At 61.8% G+C, this 24,095-nt stretch carries 20 protein-coding genes and 1 pseudogene; 9 read left to right on the forward strand and 12 right to left on the reverse strand.

Annotated features, from left to right (window positions below):
* Window positions 1–10: 10 nt before the first annotated feature.
* The 3 genes from mscK (at window position 11) to yccS (ending at window position 7,074) form a co-directional block, all read left to right on the forward strand.
* The gene (gene mscK, locus HAQ05_RS01120; RefSeq protein WP_190416733.1) at window positions 11–3,313 is read left to right on the forward strand and encodes a mechanosensitive channel MscK; all 3,303 of its coding nucleotides are present in this window, start codon (window positions 11–13) and stop codon (window positions 3,311–3,313) included.
* A gap of 26 nt (window positions 3,314–3,339) precedes the next feature.
* A complete protein-coding gene (gene selO / locus HAQ05_RS01125) occupies window positions 3,340–4,803 on the forward strand; it encodes a protein adenylyltransferase SelO (protein ID WP_190416734.1) in 1,464 nt (487 codons plus the stop codon).
* 69 nt (window positions 4,804–4,872) lie between these two features.
* Window positions 4,873–7,074: a YccS family putative transporter gene (gene yccS, locus HAQ05_RS01130; RefSeq protein ID WP_190416735.1), complete on the forward strand. Its 2,202-nt coding sequence runs from the start codon at window positions 4,873–4,875 to the stop codon at window positions 7,072–7,074.
* Window positions 7,075–7,093: 19 nt separating this feature from the next.
* On the opposite strand, the gene HAQ05_RS01135 is transcribed toward yccS, so the two are convergent.
* From HAQ05_RS01135 to HAQ05_RS01150, 4 genes are all read right to left on the reverse strand, one after another.
* A complete protein-coding gene (locus HAQ05_RS01135) occupies window positions 7,094–7,831 on the reverse strand; it encodes a substrate-binding periplasmic protein (protein ID WP_190416736.1) in 738 nt (245 codons plus the stop codon).
* A gap of 97 nt (window positions 7,832–7,928) precedes the next feature.
* Window positions 7,929–8,243 carry a winged helix-turn-helix domain-containing protein gene (locus HAQ05_RS01140; protein WP_190416737.1) on the reverse strand — a complete coding sequence of 105 codons (315 nt, stop codon included), beginning with the start codon at window positions 8,241–8,243 and terminating at the stop codon, window positions 7,929–7,931.
* Window positions 8,244–8,259: 16 nt separating this feature from the next.
* Window positions 8,260–8,760: a M48 metallopeptidase family protein gene (locus tag HAQ05_RS01145; protein ID WP_190416738.1), complete on the reverse strand. Its 501-nt coding sequence runs from the start codon at window positions 8,758–8,760 to the stop codon at window positions 8,260–8,262.
* A 30-nt stretch (window positions 8,761–8,790) separates the two neighbouring features.
* The gene (locus HAQ05_RS01150) at window positions 8,791–10,926 is read right to left on the reverse strand and encodes a putative bifunctional diguanylate cyclase/phosphodiesterase (RefSeq protein WP_190416779.1); all 2,136 of its coding nucleotides are present in this window, start codon (window positions 10,924–10,926) and stop codon (window positions 8,791–8,793) included.
* A 305-nt stretch (window positions 10,927–11,231) separates the two neighbouring features.
* Between HAQ05_RS01150 and HAQ05_RS01155 the strand changes: the two genes are divergently transcribed.
* Window positions 11,232–11,924 carry a polysaccharide lyase family 7 protein gene (locus HAQ05_RS01155; RefSeq protein WP_190416739.1) on the forward strand — a complete coding sequence of 231 codons (693 nt, stop codon included), beginning with the start codon at window positions 11,232–11,234 and terminating at the stop codon, window positions 11,922–11,924.
* Window positions 11,925–12,117: 193 nt separating this feature from the next.
* Here HAQ05_RS01155 and fba read toward each other — a convergent pair whose 3' ends face one another.
* The 7 genes and pseudogenes from fba to tkt form a co-directional block, all read right to left on the reverse strand.
* A complete protein-coding gene (gene fba, locus HAQ05_RS01160; RefSeq protein ID WP_190416740.1) occupies window positions 12,118–13,182 on the reverse strand; it encodes a class II fructose-bisphosphate aldolase in 1,065 nt (354 codons plus the stop codon).
* A 109-nt stretch (window positions 13,183–13,291) separates the two neighbouring features.
* Window positions 13,292–13,621 carry an MliC family protein gene (locus HAQ05_RS01165; protein WP_190416741.1) on the reverse strand — a complete coding sequence of 110 codons (330 nt, stop codon included), beginning with the start codon at window positions 13,619–13,621 and terminating at the stop codon, window positions 13,292–13,294.
* 69 nt (window positions 13,622–13,690) lie between these two features.
* Entirely contained in the window at window positions 13,691–13,897 is a 207-nt protein-coding gene (locus HAQ05_RS01170; RefSeq protein ID WP_190416742.1) for a hypothetical protein, read from the reverse strand.
* Window positions 13,898–13,963: 66 nt separating this feature from the next.
* Window positions 13,964–14,194, reverse strand: coding sequence for an outer membrane protein assembly factor BamD (locus HAQ05_RS01175; protein WP_190416743.1), 231 nt, complete (start codon window positions 14,192–14,194; stop codon window positions 13,964–13,966).
* Between the two features lie 5 nt (window positions 14,195–14,199).
* Window positions 14,200–15,363: a phosphoglycerate kinase gene (locus HAQ05_RS01180; RefSeq protein ID WP_190416744.1), complete on the reverse strand. Its 1,164-nt coding sequence runs from the start codon at window positions 15,361–15,363 to the stop codon at window positions 14,200–14,202.
* A 3-nt stretch (window positions 15,364–15,366) separates the two neighbouring features.
* A pseudogene (gene epd / locus HAQ05_RS01185) lies at window positions 15,367–16,432 on the reverse strand (erythrose-4-phosphate dehydrogenase).
* A 61-nt stretch (window positions 16,433–16,493) separates the two neighbouring features.
* Window positions 16,494–18,491, reverse strand: a complete 1,998-nt coding sequence (gene tkt / locus HAQ05_RS01190; protein ID WP_190416746.1) for a transketolase — start codon at window positions 18,489–18,491, stop codon at window positions 16,494–16,496.
* Between the two features lie 233 nt (window positions 18,492–18,724).
* Here tkt and HAQ05_RS01195 point away from each other — a divergent pair, with 233 nt between their 5' ends.
* The 5 genes from HAQ05_RS01195 to HAQ05_RS01215 all read left to right on the forward strand — a co-directional run bounded on the left by HAQ05_RS01195 (window position 18,725) and on the right by HAQ05_RS01215 (window position 23,667).
* Complete coding sequence (locus tag HAQ05_RS01195) at window positions 18,725–19,720, forward strand: ArsR/SmtB family transcription factor (protein ID WP_190416747.1); 996 nt, start codon at window positions 18,725–18,727, stop codon at window positions 19,718–19,720.
* 18 nt (window positions 19,721–19,738) lie between these two features.
* On the forward strand, window positions 19,739–20,929 hold the full coding sequence (gene metK, locus HAQ05_RS01200; protein WP_190416748.1) for a methionine adenosyltransferase: 1,191 nt from the start codon (window positions 19,739–19,741) through the stop codon (window positions 20,927–20,929).
* A 177-nt stretch (window positions 20,930–21,106) separates the two neighbouring features.
* Complete coding sequence (gene ligB, locus HAQ05_RS01205; protein ID WP_190416749.1) at window positions 21,107–22,807, forward strand: NAD-dependent DNA ligase LigB; 1,701 nt, start codon at window positions 21,107–21,109, stop codon at window positions 22,805–22,807.
* A 40-nt stretch (window positions 22,808–22,847) separates the two neighbouring features.
* Entirely contained in the window at window positions 22,848–23,225 is a 378-nt protein-coding gene (locus HAQ05_RS01210; protein ID WP_190416750.1) for a DUF1090 domain-containing protein, read from the forward strand.
* Between the two features lie 130 nt (window positions 23,226–23,355).
* The gene (locus HAQ05_RS01215) at window positions 23,356–23,667 is read left to right on the forward strand and encodes a DUF1090 family protein (protein WP_190416751.1); all 312 of its coding nucleotides are present in this window, start codon (window positions 23,356–23,358) and stop codon (window positions 23,665–23,667) included.
* A gap of 21 nt (window positions 23,668–23,688) precedes the next feature.
* On the opposite strand, the gene HAQ05_RS01220 is transcribed toward HAQ05_RS01215, so the two are convergent.
* Window positions 23,689–24,075: an MAPEG family protein gene (locus HAQ05_RS01220; RefSeq protein WP_190416752.1), complete on the reverse strand. Its 387-nt coding sequence runs from the start codon at window positions 24,073–24,075 to the stop codon at window positions 23,689–23,691.
* Window positions 24,076–24,095 lie beyond the last annotated feature (20 nt).

The raw sequence follows: 24,095 nt of genomic DNA on the forward strand, positions 1-24,095 counted from the left end.
CGCCCATACCATGCCTACTTTGCGCTCTTTGTTCGGCGCAGCCCTGTTGGGGCTGTGCCTGACCAGCCACACCGCCCAAGCGGCTGACCCGCCCAGCGCCGGTGCCGTTCAGCAAAACCTTGATCACATCGCCGATCGCAAGCTCTCCGACACGGACCAGAAGGCGCTGGAACAGGTGCTGGAACAAACCCTATCGTTTTTAGGCAGTGCCGACGACTACACCAAACAACTGGCCAGCACCAAGCAACAAATCGCCGATGCCCCGCGCCAAACCGATGATAACCAGCGCGAACTGGCCCGGCTGAGGGCCAGCAGGCCAGTGCCGGTGGCCCAGCGTTATGCCAACCTGAACGTGCCACAGCTCGAACAGGTGCTGGCTGACCATGGTACCGAACAGGGCAACCTGCAAAAGCAACTCGCCGATGCCAACAGCCTGATCATCACCGCGCAAACACGCCCGGAGCGCGCGCAAAACGAGATCAGTAACGCGCAAACCCGCATCCAACAGATCAACGGCACCCTCAAGAGTGGTAAAGACGGCGGTAAAACGCTCTCGGCCGACCAACGCAACCAGTACCTGGCCGAGCTGGCGTCGATCAACGCACAGATCGCCCTGCGCCGCCAGGAGCTCTCGGGCAACAGCCTGCTGCAAGACTTAGGTAACAGCCAGCATGACCTACTGCTCGAGAAGGTCGGCCGGCTTGCCCAGGAAATCCAAGACCTGCAGTCGTTGATCAACCAAAAACGCTTGGCGCAGTCGCAGCAAACCGTTACCGAGCAAGCCGCCGAAGCACAGAAGGCCGGCGGCAGCAGCCTGTTGGCCACAGAAAGCGCCACCAATGTGCAATTGTCCGATTACCTGTTGCGCAGCACCGACCACCTCAATGAGCTGACCCAACAGAACTTGAAGGTACGCCAGCAGCTCGACGCCCTCAACCAAACCGACCAGGCGCTCGATGAGCAGATCGACGTGCTCAAGGGCAGCCTGCTGTTGTCGAAAATCCTCTACACCCAAAAGCAAGCGCTACCGCACCTGAAAGTCGACCGCAACCTTGCCGACCAGATCGCCGACATTCGCCTGTACCAATTCGATGTGAGCCAACAACGCGAGGCCCTGAACAGCCCGGCAGGCTATGTAGACAACCTGATTGCCAACCACCCGGCCGAGCAACTGACACCAGCCTTGCGCAAAAGCCTGATAGACCTGGCTGCGACCCGCGTGGACCTGCTCGAACGGCTGAACCGCGAGCTGGCGGCGCTGCTCAACGAGTCGATCAACCTGCAACTGAACCAAAAGCAGTTGCTCGATACCGCCCAAAGCCTGCGCACCACCCTCGACGAGCAGATGTTCTGGATCCCCAGCAATAAACCACTGGACTTCGAATGGTGGGCGGCGGCGCCCAAGCGGCTGGCGGCGCAGTTGGCCACCCTGCCGTGGCAGGCGAGCGTGGCCCAATTAAGCGACGGCCTGGCGCAGCGGCCGTTGTTTTTCTTGCCGCTGTTATTATTGATCGGTGGCTTGTTGTGGCGGCGCAAGTACCTTTACGGCAAGCTCAACCAAGTGCACAGGGACGTAGGCCACTTCAAGCGCGACAGCCAATGGCACACGTTACTGGCGATTCTCATCAATATTTTGCTCGCGCTGCCAGTGGCGCTGGCCCTGGCGCTGTGTGGCCTGGCCTTGCAGATCGACGCCCGCGGCCAGAACGCGAGCCTGGGGGCGGCCTTGCTGCAGGTCGCCCAGGCTTGGCTGGTGTTCTACACCGCCTACCGCATCCTGGCCCCGGGCGGCGTGGCCGAATTGCATTTTCGGTGGGAAAAGGCCCAAGTCGAGTTCCTGCGTAATTGGGTGCGCCGGCTGGGGTTCGTGGTGCTGGCGCTGGTGTCGGTGGTGGCGGTCGCGGAACTACAACCGGCTGCCTTGGCCGACGATGTGCTCGGCATCGCCGTGGTGCTGGCGTGTTTCGCCCTGATGGCCTGGCTGCTCAGCCGGCTGCTGCTGATCAGCCCCACCCACGGCAGCGCCTCGCTGTTCCGACGCTTGGTCGGCATCGCCTTTACACTGCTGCCGGTGGCACTGTTCGTGGGCGTGTGCTTTGGCTATTACTACACCGCGCTCAAGCTCACCGACCGGTTGATCGCCACGCTCTACCTGCTGATGGCCTGGTTGGTGATCGAGGCCATGTTCGTACGCGGCCTGAGCGTGGCGGCGCGGCGCCTGGCCTACCAGCGGGCCCTGAGCAAGCGCCAGGCGGCCAAGGAGAACGGCGACGGCGACCTGGTAGCCGAGGAACCCAAGCTGGACATCGAGCAGGTCAACCAGCAATCGTTGCGGCTGATTCGCCTGGCGCTGCTGGGTACCTTCATCGCTGCGCTGTATTGGGTGTGGGCCGACCTGATCACGGTGTTCGCGTACCTGGACAACATCACCCTGTACGAATACACCAGCGGCACCGGGACCAATATGAGCAGGGTGCCAATCAGCCTGGGCGACATGTTTGGCGCATTGGTGGTGGTGGCCATTACCTTCGTATTGGCCGGCAACCTGCCGGGCTTGCTCGAAGTCTTCGTGCTGTCCAAACTCAACCTCAAGCAAGGCAGCGCCTACGCCACCACTACCCTGCTGTCCTATGTGATCGCTGGCGTCGGTTTCGTGTCCACCCTTTCGACCTTGGGCGTGAGCTGGGACAAACTGCAATGGCTGGTGGCGGCGTTGTCGGTGGGCCTGGGGTTCGGTATGCAGGAAATCTTCGCCAATTTCATTTCGGGCATCATGATCCTGTTCGAGCGGCCCGTGCGTATCGGCGACATCATCACCATCGGCAACCTCTCCGGCACCGTGAGCAAGATCCGCATCCGCGCGACCACGATCACCGACTTCGACCGCAAAGACATCATCGTCCCGAACAAAACGTTTATCACCGGGCAATTGATCAACTGGTCACTGACCGACACCATCACCCGCGTAACGCTCAAGCTGGGGGTGGATTACGGCTCGGACCTGGACTTGGTACGCAAGCTACTGCTGCAGGCCGCCCATGAAAACCCCAGGGTGCTCAAAGACCCTGGGCCGATCGTGTACTTCCTGAACTTCGGCGAAAGTAGCCTGGACCATGAGCTGCGCATGCACGTGCGCGATCTGGGCGACCGCAACCCGGTGCTGGATGAGATCAACCGCTTCATCAACAGGGAGTTCAAGGCCAACGGCGTGCACATCTCGTTCCGCCAGGTGGAGGTGTACCTGAAGAACACCCAAGGTGGCGAGTATAGGCTCACACCCGTAGACAAAGGCCCCCAAGCCGATCCATCCTGACCGCTGACCCGAACCCCGGCGCCGCCATGAAATCGCTCGACGAACTGACCTTCGACAACCGCTTCGCCCGCCTGGGCGATGCCTTCTCCACCGAGGTGCTGCCCGACCCGGTCGATGCACCGCGGCTGGTGGTGGCCAGCGAAGCGGCCATGGCCTTGCTCGACCTGGCCCCCAGCGAGGCCGCCACGCCGCTGTTCGCCGACGTGTTCAGTGGCCATAAGCTTTGGGACCACGCCGCGCCCCGGGCGATGGTCTATTCCGGGCATCAATTCGGCAGCTACAACCCGCGCCTGGGCGATGGCCGTGGCTTGCTGTTGGGCGAAGTGGTCAACGACGCCGGCGAGCATTGGGACCTGCATCTGAAAGGCGCCGGGCTCACCCCCTACTCCCGCATGGGCGATGGCCGCGCGGTGCTGCGCTCGTCGATACGCGAGTTCCTCGCCAGTGAAGCCCTGCATGCGCTGGGCATACCCACCACGCGTGCATTGTGCGTAACGGCCTCCGACACCCCGGTGTGGCGCGAGAAACAAGAACGCGCCGCCATGTTGCTGCGCCTGGCGCCCAGTCATGTGCGCTTTGGCCACTTCGAGTATTTTTACTACACCCGCCAGCATGAGCAACTCTCGGCGCTGGCCGACCATGTGCTGGCGGCGCACTTCGCGCCCTGCCTGGAACAGAACAACCCGCACCAAGCGATGTTCACCGCCGTGGTAGAGCGCACGGCCGAACTGGTTGCCGGGTGGCAAGCCTATGGTTTCAACCACGGCGTGATGAACACCGACAACATGTCGATCCTGGGCTTGACCTTCGACTTTGGCCCCTATGCGTTTCTCGATGACTTCGATGCACACTTTATCTGCAACCATTCCGATAGCACCGGCCGCTATTCATTCAGTAACCAGGTGCCGATTGCCCACTGGAACCTCAGCGCACTGGCGCAGGCGTTGAGCCCGTTCGTAGAGGTCGATGCGCTGCGCGCGGCGCTGGAGCTGTTCTTGCCGATCTACCAAGCCAAGTATCACGACCTGATGCGCAAGCGCCTGGGCCTGAGCACGGCTGAAAGCGACGACCCTGAACTGTTCGGGCGCCTGCTGCAGTTGATGCAAAACAGCGCCGTAGACTACACGCTGTTCTTCCGCCGCCTCGGCGAGCTGCCGGCCGAGCAGGCCCTGCACGCATTGCGCGACGACTTCATCGACCGGCCAGGTTTCGACCAGTGGGGCGCCGCGTTGCTGGCCAGGCTCGCGCGCCAGCCGAACGAGACCCAACCGGCGCGCCAGGCACGGATGCAGGCGGCCAACCCGCTGTACATCCTGCGCAACTACTTAGCGCAAACCGCCATCGAGGCGGCCGAACAGGGTGATTACACTGAAGTTCGGCGCCTGCACGCGGTGCTCACACGCCCCTTCGAAGAACAATCGGGCATGCAGCACTACGCCCAACGGCCCCCGGACTGGGGCAAACATCTGGAAATCAGTTGCTCCTCCTGACACAGTTGCCACCCGGTTACGCCACTGGGCTATGATCGCGACATCGACGAACCCGGGTGTTTGCGCTTCATGGCCACGAAGTCTTTGCGGCAAACCCTGCGCCGGCTATGGGCGCGGGACAAATTCAGCTACAGCATCCGTGTATTCATCGCCCTGACCGGCAGCATGGCTTTATGCTGGTGGCAAAACGAGATGCACCTGCTGATTTCGTTGTTCCTCGGCATTATCGCCAGTGCGTTGGCCGAAACCGACGATAACTGGCAAGGCCGCCTCACCGCGCTGCTGGTCACATTGCTGTGCTTCAGCATCGCGGCGCTGTCGGTAGAGCTGCTGTTCCCCTACCCCTGGTTGTTCGTGGTCGCCCTGGCCCTGGCAGCCTTTTGCCTGACCATGCTCGGTGCCCTGGGCGAGCGCTATAATGCTATCGCCTATGCCACATTGATTTTGTCGGTGTACACCATGATCGGCGTGGACCAACGTGGCGGCGAGGTCGCTGATTTTTGGCGAGAGCCCATGGTGCTGGTGGCCGGTGCCGCCTGGTACGGCCTGCTGTCGGTGCTGTGGCAGGCGCTGTTTGCCAACCAACCGGTACAACAAGGCCTGGCACGGGTGTTTCGTGAACTGGGCTTGTACCTGAAAATCAAATCGTCGCTGTTCGAGCCGATTCATGGGCTCGACGTCGAAGGCCGCCGCCTGGAACTGGCCAAGCAAAATGGCCGGGTGGTGGCGGCGTTGAACGCTTCGAAGGAGATCATTCTGAACCGCGTGGGCAGCAGCCGCGCCGGCGCCAAAACCAGCCGCTACCTGAAGCTGTACTTCCTGGCGCAGGATATCCATGAACGCGCCAGCTCCTCGCATTACCCGTACAACGCCTTGGCAGAGGCGTTCTTTCACAGCGATGTGCTGTTCCGCTGCCAGCGCCTGCTTCGCCAACAAGGCAACGCCTGCCAGCGCCTGTGCGAAAGCCTGCAATTGCGCCAGCCGTTCGTTTACGACGAAAGCTTCGCCGAAGCACTGGGCGATTTGCATGCTTCGCTCGAACACTTGCGCATCCAAAGCAACCCTGCCTGGAAAGGTTTGTTACGCTCGCTACGGGCGTTGGCCAATAATTTGGCGACCCTCGACCGCCTGCTCAGCGACGCCAGCAACCCCGACGCGCTGGCCGAAGCCAGCGACAGCAGCCTGCTCAACCGCGCACCGCAAAACCTTAAAGAGATCCGTGCACGCATCCGGCAGAACCTTACGCCGACCTCGCTGCTATTTCGCCATGCGTTGCGCCTGCCGCTGGCGCTGGTAGTGGGCTATGGCGTGCTGCACCTGATCCACCCCACCCAGGGTTACTGGATCATGCTCACCACCCTGTTCGTATGCCAACCTAGCTACGGTGCCACACGCCGCAAGCTCGGCCAGCGCATCATCGGCACGGCCATCGGCCTCACTGTCGGCTGGGCGTTGTTCGATCTGTTTCCCAGCCCTTTGGTGCAATCGATATTCGCGGTGGCGGCAGGGCTGGTGTTCTTCGTCAACCGCACCACCCGCTACACGCTGTCTACCGCGGGCATCACGTTGATGGTGCTGTTTTGCTTCAACCAAACCGGCGACGGCTATGGGCTGTTCCTACCGCGGCTGTTCGATACCTTGGTCGGCAGCCTGATCGCCGGCATGGCGGTGTTCCTGTTCCTGCCCGACTGGCAAGGGCGCCGGCTGAACAAGGTGCTGGCCAGCACCCTGGCGTGCAATGCGCAGTACCTGCAACAGGTGCTGGGGCAATACGCCAACGGTAAGCGCGACGACCTCGCCTACCGGCTCGCCCGGCGCAACGCCCACAACGCCGATGCAGCGCTGTCGACCACCCTGGCCAACATGCTGCTCGAACCTGGGCATTTTCGTAAGGAAGCCGATATTGGCTTTCGCTTCCTGGTGCTCTCGCACACCCTGCTCAGCTACCTCTCAGGCCTCGGCGCGCATCGTGGCGGCGACCTGCCCGAACCGGCTCGCCAGCATCTGATCAGTGACGTGGGCGCGCGCTTGGTGGGTAGCCTGCAGGCCATCGCCCAAGCCCTGGCCGAACGCCGCCCGATACAGGTGCAGGATGAGAACGAACAACACTTGGCCGACACACTGGAACACATGCCTGATGACGTGGATGAAACCCAGCGCTTGGTACAGGCCCAACTGGCGCTTATTTGCCGGCAGTTGCCGCCACTGCGCAATTTGGCGGCGCATTTGGTAAAGGACGAGGCAGAACGGGCGGTAGCGCCAGCGGCGTAAACGGGCGGCCGAAGCGTTGCTACAACCCATGCGCCTCGATCAACCGATCGATACTGCCGTCTACCTTCATCTGCGCGATCGCCTGGTCGAATGCGTCAACGATCTTCGGAAAGTCGGGGTTCTTGCGGCTGACCAGAATATGCAACGGGTTTTCGCTCAAGGGCGGCCCGACGAACCGTACCTGATCGCGCAATGGCTCCCAGCGCAAACAGTAACGCGCCACGTATTCATCTTCCAGGGCCATGTCGACACGCCCAGCCAGTAACATGCTAAGCCCTTGGGCAAAGTTACGCACAGGAACCTTATGCAGGGCATCATCGGTGTCGAAGGCGGCCGAGTAAGCGTAGTCACGCACCACGGCGATGGAATAGCCATACAATTGGCTCAGTTGGCCATCGAATGCAATCTTGGCCGTTCTACTGGCCAGCAGGCGAATGCGGTTGACCCAATAAGGCTGCGAAAACTTGCCGGCCCGCGTGCGCGCTTCGTTGTACCAAGCATCGACCAACACATCGTAGCGGCCCGTTTCGATACCTTGCAGGGCACGCGCCCAAGGCACTTGTTCATAGGTGGTCGCATAGCCGGCGCGCCCCAAGGCCTGGCTCACAATCTCGGTGGCCAGGCCTTTGCCTGCATTTTTTTCATCGGTAAAGGGGGGCCAAGGGTCTGCCACCAGCCTTAGGGTTTGTGCCGCTGTAGGTGCCGCCAACCCTAGCAACACCAGCAGCAAATAACAGCCTCGAAGCAATCGCCACATGCCCGACTCCCATCCAGGGGAACAGCCTTTCAGCACACGATGACACAAAAGCCCGAAGCAAATAATGGCCTTTTAACATCGACGTCGCGAATGGAGCCTACTTTTCCACCTGCGACATGGGGTAATCCAATACCTGGCAAATGTTTGCCAGGTTACGTTCGACCCAGCGTGGGTCTATGGCGCCCCAATCCTTGATCCGATAACGCCCGATGTGATTGCGGCTGCCGCCGGCCTGCTCGAATTCGCATTCAATATCCAACTCGGCCAGGGCTGCGATCGTGTCTTGGGCGGTGCGCCGTGGCATGCCGGTGGCTTCCATCAGGGCCGGCACGCTGCAAGCCCGGCCGCTGCAGATAAGATAGGCCACGTACAGGCGCCGGTAGAAGCTGGTGCGGGTCTTGCTGGTTTGCATGTAGGTTTCCTTAAGCTCAGGTTGCGAAACCGACACTGAGCGCGGTCAGGTACACACGTAAGTCGAACTCCAATGGGTGGTACCCCGGCTGCATGTGCTCGCACAACTGGTAAAACGCCTTGTTATGATCCGCTTCGCGCAGGTGCGCCAGCTCGTGCACCACGATCACCCGCAAGAACTCAGGGGGCGCCTGGCGAAATAACGCGGCGATACGGATTTCCTTCTTGGCTTTGAGCTTGCCCCCTTGAACCCGCGACACCGCGGTGTGCAAGCCCAGCGCACGGTGCGTGAGGTCAAGGCGGTTATCGAACAGCACCTTGTCGACGGCGGGCGCCGATCGCAAAAAGCGCTGTTTGAGTTCGCTTACATAGGCATACAGCGCTTTATCGCTCTGTACCGCATGCTGGCCAGGGTAACGCTGGGCCAGGTAATCGCCGAGCCGGCCCTGGGCGATAAGCTGGCGCACCTGTTGCTGAAGGTGCTCTGGGTAAGCTTGCAGGTACTTCAACGGCGGCATGGCGAAGGCCTCAGGTACAGGCCAGCCAGTTTATCGCCCAAGCGAGGCGCGGGCGAGGGGCCAGTCGAATGTGGCGGAAAACTGCCCAGCTTCGTCGGCGGTCATGGGCCGCGCCACCAGGAACCCCTGAACGAATTCACAGCCATTGAGCTCCAGCCAATGGCGTTGCTCCTCGGTTTCCACACCTTCGGCGATCACGCTGATGCCGTAGGCTTGGCACAAACCGATCAACTGGCGGGCGAGCTCGGCGTCACGCCGTGAACCCGGCAGTTTGGCCACCAACTGGCGGTCGAGCTTGAGCGTGTCGATCGGCAAGTCGCGCAGCAGGGCCAACGAACAGTGCTCGGCGCCGAAGTCGTCCAGGGCGATACGCACACCCAGCCCACGCAGCAACAACAACTGCTGGCGCGCTTCGGTGAGGTTGTGCAGCAACGACGGCTCGGTGATCTCGATTTCGACCTGCCGTGGCACCAGCCCATTCATGGCCACGGCGCGCTGCAGTTCCGAAACCAGGTTAGGCATGCTGAACTGTGCGTTACTCAGGCTGATACTCACCACCACATCCTGGCCAAACGCTTGTGCCCAGCGACGCCGCTGGGCGGCCGCTTCCTGGTAAATCCAGGTTGCCAGGCGGCTGATGAGCCTGGCCTCCTCAAGCAGCGGAATGAATAGCCCCGGTGGCACATCGCCCACACTGGGGTGGCACCAACGCAGCAGGGCCTCAAAGCCGCGCAACTGGCCATCGACCAGTGATACCTGCGGCTGGAACACCAGAGAGAAGTCGTTGTGCTCGATGGCCTCGCCGACGCTGTCTTCAAGCAATAACCGCGAGCGCGCGCGCACGTTCAAGTCTTGGTCGTAGTAACGGTATTGCTGCTTACCCGCTTGCTTGGCGGCATACATGGCGATGTCTGCGGCGCGCAACAAGTGGTCAAGGGTGGTGCCGCATTCAGGGTAGGTGGCGATGCCGATACTCAAGCCCAGGTTTACCTCTATGCCGTCTATTTCATTGCAAATCAGTACCCGCTCAAGGATTTTTTCCGCCACCTTGGCGGCTTGCTCGGGGTAATCGAGAGTGTCGAGCAGGGCGGTGAACTCATCGCCCCCCATGCGCCCGATAATATCGTAGGGGCGCAGGCACTCCTTGAGTTGCCCGGCCACCCAGCGCAGCACGCGGTCGCCGGCATCGTGGCCATGGCTGTCGTTGATGCGTTTAAAGCCGTCCATGTCCATATAGAGCAAGGCTTGGCTCTTGTCGGGCCGCTCGTTGCGAAGCAGTGCGCTCTCCACCGTTTGGTGAAAACCGCGGCGGTTGAGCAAGCCGGTCAGCGGGTCGGTGACCGCTTGGTATTCCAACTGCTTGTGCAGGTTACGCACCACAGACATGTCTTGCACGGTAATGACCATCGCCTTATCCCCGGCCAGCGGGGCGCACGACAACGACACCGGCAGCGATTCGCCCACGTAGGTGCGCAGCACCGCGTCATGCACGCGGTGGATATCCTGCAGGGTGTAGGCGCGGAAAAACTCCGACTCATGCCAACTATCTACCGCCGGCTTTTCGATGAAGTCGAGCAAGCGCGCGCTTTGCAGCTCGTCGATAATGGCCCCGAGCAAGCGTGAGATAGCCGGGTTGGCAAAGCGGATGTTGCCAATTTCATCGACCACCAGGATACCTTCGGCGGCGTGCTCCAGCACCGAGGCATTAAAGGCCCGCGCCGATTCGAGATCGCGGCTAAGCCGTTGCAACTGCTTGCGGCTGCGCTGTTGGTCCAGCAGGGCTTGTACCTTGGGCTTGAGCACCTGCGGGTCGAACGGCTTGAACATGTAGTCGACCGCCCCACTGGCATAGCCCTTCAGCACGGCGGCCTGGGTTTGCTCATTGGCCGTGAGGAAGATGATCGGCGTAAGCCGGGTACGTTGGCTGCCACGCATCAACCGGGCCACCTCGAAACCATCCATGCCGGGCATTTGAACATCCAGCAGCACCAGGTCTACTTCGTGCTGCAGCAACATCCCCAGCGCTTCGACCCCCGAGGCCGCAGTGACGACTTCCCACTCCTGGCGCTCAAGCAGAGCACGCATGCTGAGTAGGTTCTCGGGGTAATCGTCAACGATCAATAAGACCGACCTGTCTTCAGCCGGATTCAACTGCGCGCATTCCATGCTGCTACTCAAATTGTGGTGGCCTGCTGCCACGTGCTAACCATGGCTACAGACAGCCTAGACCGCGTTTGTTCACCCCGCCGAGAAAAAAAAACAGGGCATTACACCCACGCCGACTAACGGTCTGTTGCTGAAACAGGTGTAATCAAAGGCTTACAGTGCGCCGACAAACGGTTGACGTCAATAGTTAGACGCCGCGAATAAACCGTGTATCTTTCACACCACATGCAGGCAGCAGCGTTTTCAGCGCCGGATAGCGCGGAACTTTTTAGCCATCAATGACCCCTCTTACGAAGGTGAGCATCATGATCGACCTGACAACTTGGAACCTGAGCGTACCTGTCGGCAGCCCTGCCATTATTATCGACACCCCGGCGCTGGCCAGTGGCTACAAAGATGAGTATTTCCACGCCGACTCCGGCAGCCTGTTCTTTTGGGCGCCTGTCACCGGCTCGGTCACCAAGAGCGCCAAATACCCCCGCTCCGAACTGCGTGAAACCTATGCCGACGGCAGTGTGCACAACTGGAAATTCCCTGACGCCGACAACATGCTGCGCGCCAGCCTGGCCGTCAACCAAGTGCCCTCCAGCGGTAAAGTGGTGATCGGGCAGATCCACCAATACGGCAGCAACGAGCCCCTGCTCAAGGTTGAGTACCAGTACAAAGAAAAAACCAAGCTGGGCAACATCGTCGCCAAGTTGCGCCCAACGCCTGACCAAGACGAACCTACCGTTATTACCATTGCCCAGAATGTGCCGATGAGTACCCGCTTCACCTACACCATTCACCTCGGCCCTGGTGGCACCTTGATCGTCAATGCGGCCAACTACCAGTGGAGCACCAAGCTCGACAGCGCCTGGAAGGTGAAAGACTTGTACTTCAAGGCGGGCGTTTACACCCAGGACAACACCGGTTATGCCACCGAAGGCGGCCAGGTGACGTTTTACAAGCTCAGCGCTGAGCACGCGGCCAAAACTGCCGCCGTGGCTGGCCTGTAAAGCAACGTAAAAAGGCGGCCCCCGCGGGCCGCCTCCCTTGTGCCCAGCCATGCTGGGCTTTTTTTTGCCTGGATATCAATAAGGTGTCTCAGGCGTTGGCTGCATCCTTATGAAGGTGCCTTTGGCGACCGGGCGCGTTGCCCGGCAACCACATTCACGCATCAATGCTTATGCCAACGCCTAAACTACCCCACTAGCTGACCTTGGCGTTCAGCTCCCCTCTGGCATAACGCTCGAACATGACGTCCAGCGACAATGGGCGGATCTTCGACGCATGGCCCGCAGTGCCAAACGCTTCATAACGGGCGATGCACACGTCGCGCATGGCGGTCACGGTTTTGGCCAGGTACTTGCGGGGGTCGAACTCACCAGGGTTCTGCGCCATGAATTGGCGAATGGCACCGGTGGACGCTAGGCGCAGGTCAGTGTCGATGTTCACCTTGCGGACGCCATGCTTGATACCTTCGACGATCTCCTCGACCGGCACGCCGTAGGTTTCCTTGATGTCGCCGCCGTACTCGTTGATGATCGCCAGCCAATCCTGCGGCACCGACGAGGAGCCGTGCATCACCAGGTGGGTGTTGGGGATGCGTTTGTGGATTTGCTTGATGCGGTCGATCGACAGCACGTCACCCGTAGGGGGCTTGGTGAACTTGTAGGCGCCATGGCTGGTGCCGATGGCGATGGCCAAGGCGTCGACCTGGGTCTTGGCCACGAAATCGGCGGCCTCTTCCGGGTCAGTCAACAATTGGCTGTGGTCCAGCGTACCTTCGGCGCCCACGCCGTCTTCTTCGCCGGCCTGGCCTGTTTCCAACGAGCCCAGGCAACCCAATTCACCTTCCACGCTCACGCCACAGGCGTGGGCGAACGCCACGGTTTGTTGGGTCACGCGCACATTGTAGTCGTAGTCGGAGGGGGTTTTGCCGTCGGCCTTGAGCGAGCCGTCCATCATGACCGAGCTGAAGCCCAGTTGAATGGAGCGTTGGCATACATCCGGGCTGGTGCCGTGGTCTTGGTGCATGACCACCGGAATGTGCGGAAACTCCTCGACGGCTGCCAGGATCAAATGGCGCAGAAAGGGAGCGCCCGCGTATTTGCGGGCACCGGCCGACGCTTGCACGATCACCGGCGAATCCGTTTTATCAGCGGCTTCCATGATCGCGCGCATCTGCTCGAGGTTGTTCACGTTGAACGCCGGCACGCCGTAGCCGAACTCGGCCGCGTGGTCCAACAACTGGCGCATGCTAATCAGTGCCATGGTGTGTTTCTCTCCCGCTCCAGGATCATTTATTCGTGCAGTCGAGCCCATTCGGGCCGCTGCCGTTCATGCCTTTCAATTCGTCGGCCGGCTTATGCCAGCCATTACCTCATGGCGCTTTGCAACCCCGACCGATAAGGTCGTTGGTCGCGACCCAGTACACCAACCCCTCTTCACCGCGAATATTGAATGCCAATACGCCATCGCTGAATAACGTGCCCTGCCCGGCGCTGGGCTCCGCCACCAGGTCGTAAACCTGTTGGCTACCACCCAGGCGCAGCGACACCCGGTCATGGGCCGCCGAGGTGTAAAACCAATCGAATGTCGCCTGGCTATCACATACCCAAGTGATCGAGGGCGGCGCACTGGCGGCTTTTGAGCCAAACCCTGCACAGCCAACCAATAACGCACAACACAACAGGCCAGCAACACCCTTCATGGTGTCTCCTATTCCAGCGCTTTGTTCCCAGAAGGGGCCGAAACCCGCCTGCCAGCCGTTTCGGTTAAGTTACTGCGACTCACAATTCTGCATTTTGTTGCCGCCTCCGGTCGGGTCGCCGGTTGCAGCGGTTTGCACCCGCTGGGTGTCCTGGCTGCTGGGCGTATCAACCGACGCCGGGCTGAACACTTCACAGGTTTTTTCCCGATCACCGCCAAACAACGAACATCCTGACAAGGCTAGGCACCCGGCCATTACCGCCACGGTTACTTTCATAGTGAGCTCCTTTCACGAAACGTGAGTAACGTTGACCATGCAGACCACAGCCAAGGCCAGGGGTTGCTAAGGGCAACCACTGCCAGGTGCTTGATTTTCCGGGTCGTAACGTTCCAGGGCTTCTTGGCCCTGGCGTTTATTGATCACCGGTGCCGTTTCGGCCTGCCAACCCGCTTGGTAACAGCCACCCTTGCTCGGCGACTGGTCAGGCGTGGGTTGCGGCGGTACTTCAGCCGGCGTGCTCGAACAGCCGGCCAGCAACCCGGCCAGGGCGAACGATGCAAAGCGCTTGTTCATGGCGATCAGGCCTCGGCCCGCTGCTCCAGGATTGCCACCGCTGGCAGCACCTTGCCTTCGACGAATTCGAGGAACGCGCCACCGCCGGTAGAGATGTAGGAGATCTGCCCACCAACGCCGTATTTATCGATGGCGGCCAAGGTGTCGCCGCCACCGGCGATGGAGAAAGCCGGGCTTTCGGCGATCGCTTTGGCCAAGGTTTGGGTACCGCCACCGAACTGGTCGAATTCGAATACCCCAACCGGGCCGTTCCACAGGATGGTTTTGCACGCCTTGAGCAGCTCGGCGAACTGCGCCGCGGTTTGCGGGCCGATGTCGAGGATCATGTCGTCTTCGGCCACCTCATCGATACCCTTGACGGTAGCGGCCGCGTCTTGCGCAAATTCCTTGGCCACCACCACGTCTACCGGCAGCGGCACCTTGACCTTGGCGGCGATTTCCCTGGCCGTGCCGAGCAGGTCTGGCTCATACAACGACTTGCCCACCTTGTGCCCGGCGGCCGCCAGGAACGTGTTGGCGATGCCACCGCCGACGATCAACTGGTCGCAGACACCACTCAAACTGTTGAGCACATCGAGCTTGGTCGACACTTTGGACCCTGCCACGATGGCCGCCATCGGTTTGGCTGGGGCCTTCAATGCCTTGCCCAGCGCATCGAGCTCGGCCGCTAGCAAGGGGCCAGCGGCCGCCACCTTGGCGAACTTGGCCACACCGTGGGTGGAACCTTCGGCACGGTGTGCAGTGCCGAAAGCGTCCATCACGAACACATCGCACAGGGCGGCATACTGTTGCGCCAGCTCATCGGCATTTTTTTTCTCGCCCTTGTTGAAGCGCACGTTTTCGAACAGCACCACGTTGCCCGGCGCTACCTCGACACCGCCCAGGTAATCGGCCACCAGCGGTACGTCACGGCCCAGGGCCTTGGCCAGGTATTCAGCCACCGGTTTGAGGCTGTTTTCGGCACTGAACTCGCCCTCGGTGGGGCGGCCCAAGTGCGAGCACACCATGACTGCGGCACCTTTTTCCAACGCCAGCTTGATGGTCGGCAGCGCCGCAAGAATGCGCGCGTCGCTGGCCACCTTGCCGTCCTTTATCGGAACGTTGAGGTCTTCGCGGATCAGTACGCGCTTACCCGAAAGGTCCAGGTCAGTCATCTTCAACACAGTCATGTGTCAGTCCTTAGGCATTCTTTGAGTTGGGTTTGACGATGCTCAGCCAATGCGCCGCGACATCGAGCATGCGATTGGCAAAACCCCATTCGTTGTCGAACCAAGCCAGCAAGTTCACCAGCCGGGGGCCGGAAACGCGGGTTTGGCTGGCATCGACGATGGCCGAATGCGGGTCGTGGTTGAAGTCGCAACTGGCGTGCGGTAACTCAGTATAGGCCAGCAACCCCTTGAGCGAGCCCTGGGCGGCGGCCTCTCGCAACACCTGGTTGACCTCGCGCGCATCGGTGTCACGCCTTACCTGCAGGGTAATGTCCAGGCAAGACACGTTGACCGTCGGTACGCGTACCGCTTTGGCCTGTATTCGCCCAGCAAGTTCCGGAAGCAGGCGCTCAATACCGCGGGCCAGCCCTGTCGACACCGGGATCACCGATTGGAATGCCGAGCGTGTGCGGCGAAGGTCCTCGTGGTGGTAGGCGTCGATCACAGGTTGGTCGTTCATCGCCGAGTGAATCGTGGTAATGGACGCATATTCCAGGCCCAACGCCCGGTCGAGCAGGCGTAACAGCGGCACCGCGCAGTTGGTGGTGCATGATGCATTAGACAACAGCCGCTCGGCACCGGTAAGGCTGTGCTGGTTAATGCCGTAGACCACTGTGGCGTCTACATCCGCCTCGCTGGCCATCGGCTGGGAGAACAACACCCGTGGCACGCCGGCAGCCAGAAAGCGCTCACCGTCGGCACGGGTGTGCCAAGCGCCGGAGCACTCCAGCACGAGGTCCAGCCCCAAGGCCGCCCAGTCGATGCCTTCGGGTTCGGCGCTGCGCAGCACGCGCAAGCGGTCGCCGTGGACGCGCAGCGCATCGCCGTCGATGCTCACCGCGCCGGGAAAGCGGCCATGGGTGGAGTCGAAACGGGTGAGGTATTCAAGGCTTGGCAGGTCGGCCAGGTCGTTGAGCGCAACGACCTCTATACCGTCCCGTTCGCCACGCTCGTAGAGCGCACGCAGTACGCAGCGGCCGATGCGGCCATAACCATTGAGGGCAACTTTGAAAGGGCGCGTAGGGGGCATTGAGCGAACTCGGCAAAAGAATCGGCCCCCTCGGCGGCTTCGAGCCGCCGAGGGGGGCGCATTAGTCTTCCAACAACTCGTTCGCGGTGGCCAGCAGGTTGCCCAGTGTGAAACCGAACGCTTCGAATAGCTGGTCGGCCGGCCCCGACTCGCCGAACGTGGTCATACCAATGATGCGGCCTTCCAGGCCCACGTACTTGTACCAGAAGTCCGCATGGGCGGCTTCGATGGCGATACGTGCGCTCACCTCCAGGGGCAGCACGGCCTGTTTATACGCCGCATCCTGGCGGTCGAACACACTGGTGCTGGGCATCGACACCACGCGCACCTGGCGGCCCTGGGCGCTGAGCGCGTCGAACGCCTGCACGGCCAGCCCTACCTCGGAACCGGTGGCGATCAGAATCAGCTCCGGCTCACCGGCGCAGTCCTTGAGCACGTAAGCGCCCTTGGCCACATCCGCCAGTTGTTCGGCGCTACGGGCCTGGTGGGTGAGGTTTTGCCGAGAGAAGATCAAGGCCGAGGGGCCGTCGTCGCGCTCGATGGCGTATTTCCAGGCGATCGCCGACTCGACCGCATCGGCCGGGCGCCATGTATCCAGGTTCGGCGTGCCCCGCAGGCTGGCCAACTGTTCGATGGGCTGGTGGGTGGGGCCGTCTTCGCCCAAGCCAATGGAGTCGTGGGTGTACACGTACAGCACGCGCTTTTTCATCAGCGCCGACATGCGCACCGCGTTGCGCGCATACTCCATGAAAATCAGGAAGGTCGCGCCGTAAGGCACGAAGCCGCCGTGCAGGGCGATACCATTCATGATCGCGCTCATGCCGAACTCACGCACGCCGTAGTGCAGGTAGTTGCCGGCGGCATCCTCGGCGCTCACGCTTTTGCAGCCCTTCCACAAGGTCAGGTTGGAGCCGGCGAGGTCGGCCGAGCCGCCGAGCAATTCAGGCAACAGCGGGCCAAAGGCATTGAGCGTGTTCTGGCTGGCTTTACGGCTGGCGATGGTTTCGCCCTTGGCGGCGACTTCGGCGATAAAGGCGGCGGCTTTTTCGCTGAAGTCCGCCGGCAGCTCACCGCTCATGCGGCGGATCAATTCGTTGGCCAGTTGCGGGTGCGCGGCCGAATAGGCCGCGAAACGTTGGTCCCACTCGGCCTCGGCGGCAGCACCCTTCTCGCGGCCGTTCCACTCGTCGTAGAGGGCTTGAGGGATCTCGAACGGGCCGTACTTCCAACCGAGTTTTTCGCGGGTCAGGGCGATTTCATCGGCACCCAGCGGGGCGCCATGGCACTCTTCCTTGCCCTGCTTGTTCGGCGAGCCGAAGCCGATCACGGTCTTGCAGCAAATCAGTGTTGGCTGCTCGCTTTTACGCGCGGTTTCGATGGCAATCTTGATTTCGTCGGCGTCGTGGCCATCGACGTTACGGATCACTTGCCAACCATAGGCTTCGAAACGCTTGGGGGTATCGTCCCGGAACCAGCCTTCGACCTCGCCGTCGATGGAAATGCCGTTATCGTCATAGAAAGCGATCAGCTTGCCCAGGCCGAGGGTACCCGCCAACGAGCACACCTCGTGGGAGATGCCTTCCATCATGCAGCCGTCACCGAGGAACGCGTAGGTGTAGTGGTTGATGATGGCATGCCCGGGGCGGTTGAATTGTGCTGCCAGCACTTTCTCGGCAATGGCGAAGCCCACGGCATTGGCGATGCCCTGCCCAAGCGGGCCGGTGGTGGTTTCAACACCTGGCGTATAGCCGTATTCCGGGTGGCCGGGGGTGCGGCTGTGCAACTGGCGGAAGTTCTTCAGGTCGTCGATGGAAAGGTCGTAACCGGTCAGGTGCAGCAGGGAGTAGACCAGCATCGAGCCATGCCCGTTGGACATGACGAAGCGATCACGGTCAACGAACGCGGGGTTGGCCGGGTTGTGCTTGAGAAAGTCATTCCACAGGACTTCGGCGATATCCGCCATCCCCATGGGGGCGCCAGGGTGCCCGCTATTGGCTTTCTGAACGGCATCCATGCTCAGTGCACGGATGGCGTTGGCACGCTCACGACGGCTGGGCATCGTTTGTCTCCACTAAATAGATGAAACGGCAAAGGCCGGCATTTTCCCTCACAGGCCCGGTTGGGGGCAATCGGAGATGACCCCGTGGGGTCAGTGTATCGTTTCAGCGACCATACCCCTAACGCTCTGTATACGCTTAAGCGGGCAATGCCCGCGCAGCGAACAAGGCTATATCAAAACTTATTGATATAGCCCTTGCGAAGGCCCTCAGTGGACTCTAGACTGCCTGCCCTATGAGCTTACGCATTCCTTCGATCCGCCACGAACCCTTCGACGAGCTGTCGGCCCTGGCCAAGGCCGGTGGCGACCCGTTGCGCCTGAACGTGCTCAGGGCCCTGGCCCACGCGTCGTTCGGCGTGCTGGAGCTGGCGCAGATATTCGACATAGGCCAATCGGGCATGAGCCACCATTTGAAGGTGCTGGCCCAAGCGGGCTTGGTGGCCACGCGCCGCGAAGGCAACGCAATCTTCTACCGGCGTACACTGCCCGAGCGCAGCCAGCTAGGGGGGCGCCTGCACCGGGCGTTGCTCGAAGAAGTCGACGCCCTGGCCCTGCCAGCCGAGGCCCAGGGGCGTATTGCCGTGGTCGAGGGCCAGCGCGCCGCCACACGCAAGGATTTCTACTCGCGCATGGAAGACAAATTCCGTGCCCAGCAGGCATTGATCGCCGGCTTGCCGCAATACCGCGACAGCCTGTTGGCCCTGCTCGACGAGCGCACGTTCGGCCCCGGTGCCACCGCGCTGGAGGTTGGCCCCGGCGACGGTGGTTTTTTGCCAGACCTGGCGCAACGCTTCGAACGGGTCACGGCACTGGACAACGATGCGGCCATGCTTGAAATGGCCCGCGCCCAATGCCGCACCCACGGGCTGGCCAATGTCGAACTGCAATTGGCCGATGCACTGGGCGAGCTGCCGCTGGCCGCGGACTGCGTGGTGCTGAACATGGTGCTGCACCATTTCAGCGACCCGCGGCGCGCCCTGCTGCGCTTGGCAGGCCGCGTGCAACCCGGCGGCAGCCTGCTGGTGACCGATTTATGTAGCCACAACCAGGATTGGGCCAGGGAGGCCTGCGGAGATCTCTGGTTGGGGTTTGACCAGGAAGACCTGGCCCGCTGGGCCACCGCTGCGGGCCTCGTGCCCGGGGAGAGCCTCTACGTAGGCTTACGTAACGGTTTCCAGATCCAGGTCCGCCATTTTCAGCGGCCGGCTGGCGACACTCACCATCGGTAACATCAGGAACCCCTTCAGATGAGCGAATACTCCATTTTCACCTCCGAGTCCGTGTCCGAAGGGCACCCGGACAAAATCGCCGACCAGATTTCCGATGCGGTGCTCGACGCCATCATCAGCCAGGACAAGCACGCCCGCGTCGCGGTCGAAACCCTGGTCAAGACCGGTGTGGCCATTGTCGCGGGCGAAGTCACCACCAGCGCCTGGGTTGACCTGGAGCAGATCGTTCGCGACGTGATCTGCGACATCGGCTATACCAGCTCCGAGGTCGGCTTTGACGGTGCTACCTGCGGCGTGATGAACATCATCGGCAAGCAGTCCCCCGACATCAACCAGGGCGTAGACCGCGCCAAACCTGAAGACCAAGGCGCCGGTGACCAGGGCCTGATGTTCGGTTACGCCAGCAACGAAACCGACGTGCTGATGCCCGCCCCGATCCGCTTCTCCCATGCGCTGGTCGAGCGCCAGGCGGACGCGCGCAAATCCGGCCTGCTGCCATGGTTGCGCCCAGACGCCAAATCGCAGGTCACCTGCCGCTATGAAGGCGGCAAGGTGGTGGGCATCGACGCGGTGGTGTTGTCTACCCAGCACAACCCGGAAGTGAAATACGGCGACCTGCGCGAAGCGGTGATGGAGCTGATCGTCAAGCACAGCCTGCCGGCCGAACTGCTGCACAAAGACACCCAATTCCACATCAACCCTACCGGGCAGTTCATCATTGGCGGCCCGGTGGGCGACTGCGGCCTGACCGGGCGCAAGATCATCGTCGACAGCTACGGCGGCATGGCCCGCCACGGCGGCGGCGCATTCTCCGGCAAAGACCCCTCCAAGGTCGACCGCTCGGCCGCCTACGCCGGCCGCTACGTGGCCAAGAACATCGTCGCCGCCGGCCTGGCCGACCGCTGTGAAATCCAGGTGAGTTACGCCATTGGCGTGGCCCAACCCACCTCCATTTCGGTGAACACCTTCGGCACCGGCAAGTTGCCCGACGACAAGATCATCCAACTGGTGCGCGAGCATTTCGACCTGCGCCCGTATGCGATTACCCGCATGCTCGATTTGTTGCACCCCATGTACCGGGCCACCGCGGCTTATGGCCACTTTGGGCGTAACCCTTACGAGTTGACCGTGGGCGACGACACGTTTACCGCATTTACCTGGGAGAAAACCGACCGCGCTGAGGCACTGCGGGCTGCGGCCGGGCTATAACGCCTCGGCGCTGGGCAACGACAGCGCCTTCACTACACGGTTGAAGGCGCGCATGGTAGCCCAAGCAGAGGCAGCACGAAGTCCAATACGGCAACATATGGTAAAAAACCTTCCTCCCAGGAAGGTTTTTTGCGTTCTAGGCTTTGGTTTCCTCCCGTTGAGCAAGGATGCTCGAACATGGCCCGGGCTTATTCCATTGGCCTCATACTGCTGTGCTGGGCCTTCGCCGGGCCAGCCCCGGCTTGCCCACCCTGGAACCCTGAACAGGCACGGGAGCAATTGCACGCGCTGGACATGCAATTGCGGCAATGGCAAACCCGCTACCACCGCGACGGCATGGCCGATATCGCCGATGAGCTCTACGACCAAACCCTATCAAGGTTCACTGCCTGGCGCAGCTGCTTTCCGGGTGTACCCTTGGCGCCCCAAGCGCCGTTGGCCACCGCCAGCGGCCCGCTACGCCACCCGGTGGCCCACACCGGCGTGCATAAACTCAAGGATGTCGAGGCGGTGCGTGCCTGGCTCGCCGGGCGTGAGGGTGTATGGGTTCAACCGAAGGTCGATGGTGTGGCGGTCACGGTCATCTACCAACAAGGCCGGCTGGCCAAGGTCATCAGCCGCGGCGACGGTCATGCTGGCCAAGACTGGACCACCAACGCCCGCCAGGTCGGCGGCCTGCCCGCGCGCCTGGCCGAGCCTCGTTCCTTGCTGTTGCAGGGCGAGCTGTTCCTGCGCATGGCCGGGCACGTTCAGGCGACCGAGGGTGGCCTGAACGCCCGCAGCCTGGTCGCCGGGTGGATGGCACGGCAGCAACCGCCACCGGCGCTGGCCCAGGTCGATTTTTTTCCATGGGACTGGCCCGAGGGCCCGGCAACCCTACCTGGGCGCCTCAGCGAATTGGCCGCGCTGGGTTTCACGCTGCCGCAAGCGTACAGCCAGCCGGTCACCGACGCCGCCCATGCTAGCCTATGGCGAGAGCGCTGGTACCGAGCGCCATTGCCCTTCGTCACCGATGGGGTGATTCTGCGCGACAGCCTACGGCCTGCGGCCGACCAATGGAAAGCACAGCCGCCCTATTGGATAGCGGCCTGGAAATACCCACCCCAGCAGGCACTGGCCACCGTGCGCGGCGTGACCTTCGAAACCGGCCGTACCGGCCGGGTCACGCCCGTGCTGGAGCTTGAACCGGTACGCCTGGATGATCGCACGGTACGCCGGGTAAGCCTGGGCACGCTCGCGCGCTGGCAGGCACTGAACGTGCAGCCTGGCGATCATGTCGCCGTCGAACTGGCCGGCCAAACGATTCCCCAGGTGCATAGCGTGGCCTGGCGCTCGCCGCTGCGCCAGCGCGTCGAAGCGCCCACCGCCCAACTTGGGGCGTTGAGCTGCCGGCGTGCAGCGGCCGGTTGCGAGGCACAATTGCTCGCCCGCCTGCAATGGTTGGCCAAACCCGCACAACTCGACCTACGCGGTGTGGGCCCGGCCACATGGCGGCGCCTATTGGCGGCCAACGCACTGCCGCACTTGTTCGCCTGGCTCGACTTGGACAGCACCACCCTCCCGGCCATGCCGGGGTTCGGTGAGGTGACCGCGGCGAAGCTCGCCGCGCAGTTCGCCAACGCTCGGCAAGCCGGGCTGCACCGCTGGCTGCGGGCCATGGGGTTGCCCCCCACCGGTGGCGCCAGCCTGCCGAACGACTGGCACGCGTTGGCCGCCCGTTCGGCAAGCGATTGGGCAGCGCAAAGTGGAATCGGCCCAGTACGAGGCAGCGCATTGGAGGCCTTTTTCAAACACCCGGACACGCAAATGCTTGCCAATTACCTCTCAAAAAAGGGCTTTTCGGAGTTTTCACTATTGGAAAGTCCTCCTAATATCTAATCCAATAGCAACCCTTTTCCTACATCCCGAGGTGTTGTCCATGAAACGCTGTTATGCGTGGTGGTTGGCAGGCCTGTGCCTGGCCACACCTGCGGTAGCCGCCGCGGCCGAACCGGCCACTGGCTGTGCAGCCAAGCGCCAGAGCCTGCTCAACCAACTGGCCGACGCCAAGGCGCAGCACCATGGGGCTCAACAACGTGGGCTGGAAAAGGCACTGAAAGAGAACACCGAGCACTGCACCGACGCCGGCCTACGGGCAGAACGAGAAGCCAAGGTGCGGGCCGCCGAGAAAAAACTCAACGCGCGACAGCAAGAACTGGCCGCCGAAAAAGACCCCGAAGACATTCCCAAACGCCAGGGTAAACTCAAAAACGCCGAGCGCGAGCTTGCCAATGCCAAAGCCGAACTCAATCGCTGATCCGGCGAACCCTTCGCCCGGCTAACGGCCCGGCGCCGCAACTTGAAATCGTTACGCCATCGCTGGACCTCGGCATTTTTTTACGATTCGGTCCAATAGGGCCTTTGCCTTCAGAGCCTGCGGAGCCTTCATGAGATGCACCCCGGTTTTACTGCTGATCGCCAGCATGGGTAGCGCCGTGCTAGCGCTCGCCAATGCCCCCGAACCAGCTAAAGGTTGCGCCGAGCAGCCACACCAAAAACAACCCGGTTGCGTTGACAGGACCTTGCACAAAGCGCGGAAAACCACGGTGCTCAGCGCCAAACGTGAAGTCAGCCAACGCCAGGCAGACCTGAGCAATGCCATGAAAAAAGGCGACCCTGAGCGGGTCGACCAGGGCAGGGAGCAGTTGGCACGGGCGCGCAAAGCGCTGCAGCAAGCCGTGGACGACCTAGACCGGTAAGCGCCGAGGCAAGCCCAGCAGTTATGCGGCCACGAAGAACACACTCACCACCAGGCACAGGCCCACAAACCACACCAGTGAACGCAAACGCGCCCAGTCGCCGAGGTAGCAGGCAATGTAAACCAGGCGGCTGATGATGAAGGCCACGGCCAGCGCATCGAGCGTGCCTTGTGCAGCGCCGCCGGCCAGGTGCCCGATGATCACCGCGGCGGCGAAACCGGGCAGTATCTCGAAGCTGTTCAACTGCGCGGCATGCGCGCGGCGCGGCAAGCCCTCAAGGCTATCGAGGAACCCACGCGGGTCATGGTTGGCCCGGCGATTGTAGCGCCCGCTGGCCACCTTGGCAGTAACGGTACATAGGTACGGCAAAAGGATCGCTACCAGCACGCATCCATAGGCGACGGTCATCGACCAAACTCCATAAGCGC

It is taken from the genome of Pseudomonas typographi, assembly GCF_014694385.1.
GTDB lineage: Bacteria > Pseudomonadota > Gammaproteobacteria > Pseudomonadales > Pseudomonadaceae > Aquipseudomonas > Aquipseudomonas typographi.

Coding starts and splice junctions, on each gene's coding strand:
- HAQ05_RS01195 (WP_190416747.1), top strand. CDS start 18,725: ATGAGCTTACGCATTCCTTCGATCCGCCACGAACCCTTCGACGAGCTG.
- yccS (WP_190416735.1), top strand. CDS start 4,873: ATGGCCACGAAGTCTTTGCGGCAAACCCTGCGCCGGCTATGGGCGCGG.
- tkt (WP_190416746.1), bottom strand. CDS start 18,491: ATGCCCAGCCGTCGTGAGCGTGCCAACGCCATCCGTGCACTGAGCATG.
- HAQ05_RS01135 (WP_190416736.1), bottom strand. CDS start 7,831: ATGTGGCGATTGCTTCGAGGCTGTTATTTGCTGCTGGTGTTGCTAGGG.
- HAQ05_RS01140 (WP_190416737.1), bottom strand. CDS start 8,243: ATGCAAACCAGCAAGACCCGCACCAGCTTCTACCGGCGCCTGTACGTG.
- HAQ05_RS01165 (WP_190416741.1), bottom strand. CDS start 13,621: ATGAAGGGTGTTGCTGGCCTGTTGTGTTGTGCGTTATTGGTTGGCTGT.
- HAQ05_RS01150 (WP_190416779.1), bottom strand. CDS start 10,926: ATGGAATGCGCGCAGTTGAATCCGGCTGAAGACAGGTCGGTCTTATTG.
- HAQ05_RS01170 (WP_190416742.1), bottom strand. CDS start 13,897: ATGAAAGTAACCGTGGCGGTAATGGCCGGGTGCCTAGCCTTGTCAGGA.
- mscK (WP_190416733.1), top strand. CDS start 11: ATGCCTACTTTGCGCTCTTTGTTCGGCGCAGCCCTGTTGGGGCTGTGC.
- HAQ05_RS01220 (WP_190416752.1), bottom strand. CDS start 24,075: ATGACCGTCGCCTATGGATGCGTGCTGGTAGCGATCCTTTTGCCGTAC.
- HAQ05_RS01215 (WP_190416751.1), top strand. CDS start 23,356: ATGAGATGCACCCCGGTTTTACTGCTGATCGCCAGCATGGGTAGCGCC.
- ligB (WP_190416749.1), top strand. CDS start 21,107: ATGGCCCGGGCTTATTCCATTGGCCTCATACTGCTGTGCTGGGCCTTC.
- HAQ05_RS01175 (WP_190416743.1), bottom strand. CDS start 14,194: ATGAACAAGCGCTTTGCATCGTTCGCCCTGGCCGGGTTGCTGGCCGGC.
- HAQ05_RS01210 (WP_190416750.1), top strand. CDS start 22,848: ATGAAACGCTGTTATGCGTGGTGGTTGGCAGGCCTGTGCCTGGCCACA.
- HAQ05_RS01145 (WP_190416738.1), bottom strand. CDS start 8,760: ATGCCGCCGTTGAAGTACCTGCAAGCTTACCCAGAGCACCTTCAGCAA.
- fba (WP_190416740.1), bottom strand. CDS start 13,182: ATGGCACTGATTAGCATGCGCCAGTTGTTGGACCACGCGGCCGAGTTC.
- selO (WP_190416734.1), top strand. CDS start 3,340: ATGAAATCGCTCGACGAACTGACCTTCGACAACCGCTTCGCCCGCCTG.
- HAQ05_RS01155 (WP_190416739.1), top strand. CDS start 11,232: ATGATCGACCTGACAACTTGGAACCTGAGCGTACCTGTCGGCAGCCCT.
- metK (WP_190416748.1), top strand. CDS start 19,739: ATGAGCGAATACTCCATTTTCACCTCCGAGTCCGTGTCCGAAGGGCAC.
- HAQ05_RS01180 (WP_190416744.1), bottom strand. CDS start 15,363: ATGACTGTGTTGAAGATGACTGACCTGGACCTTTCGGGTAAGCGCGTA.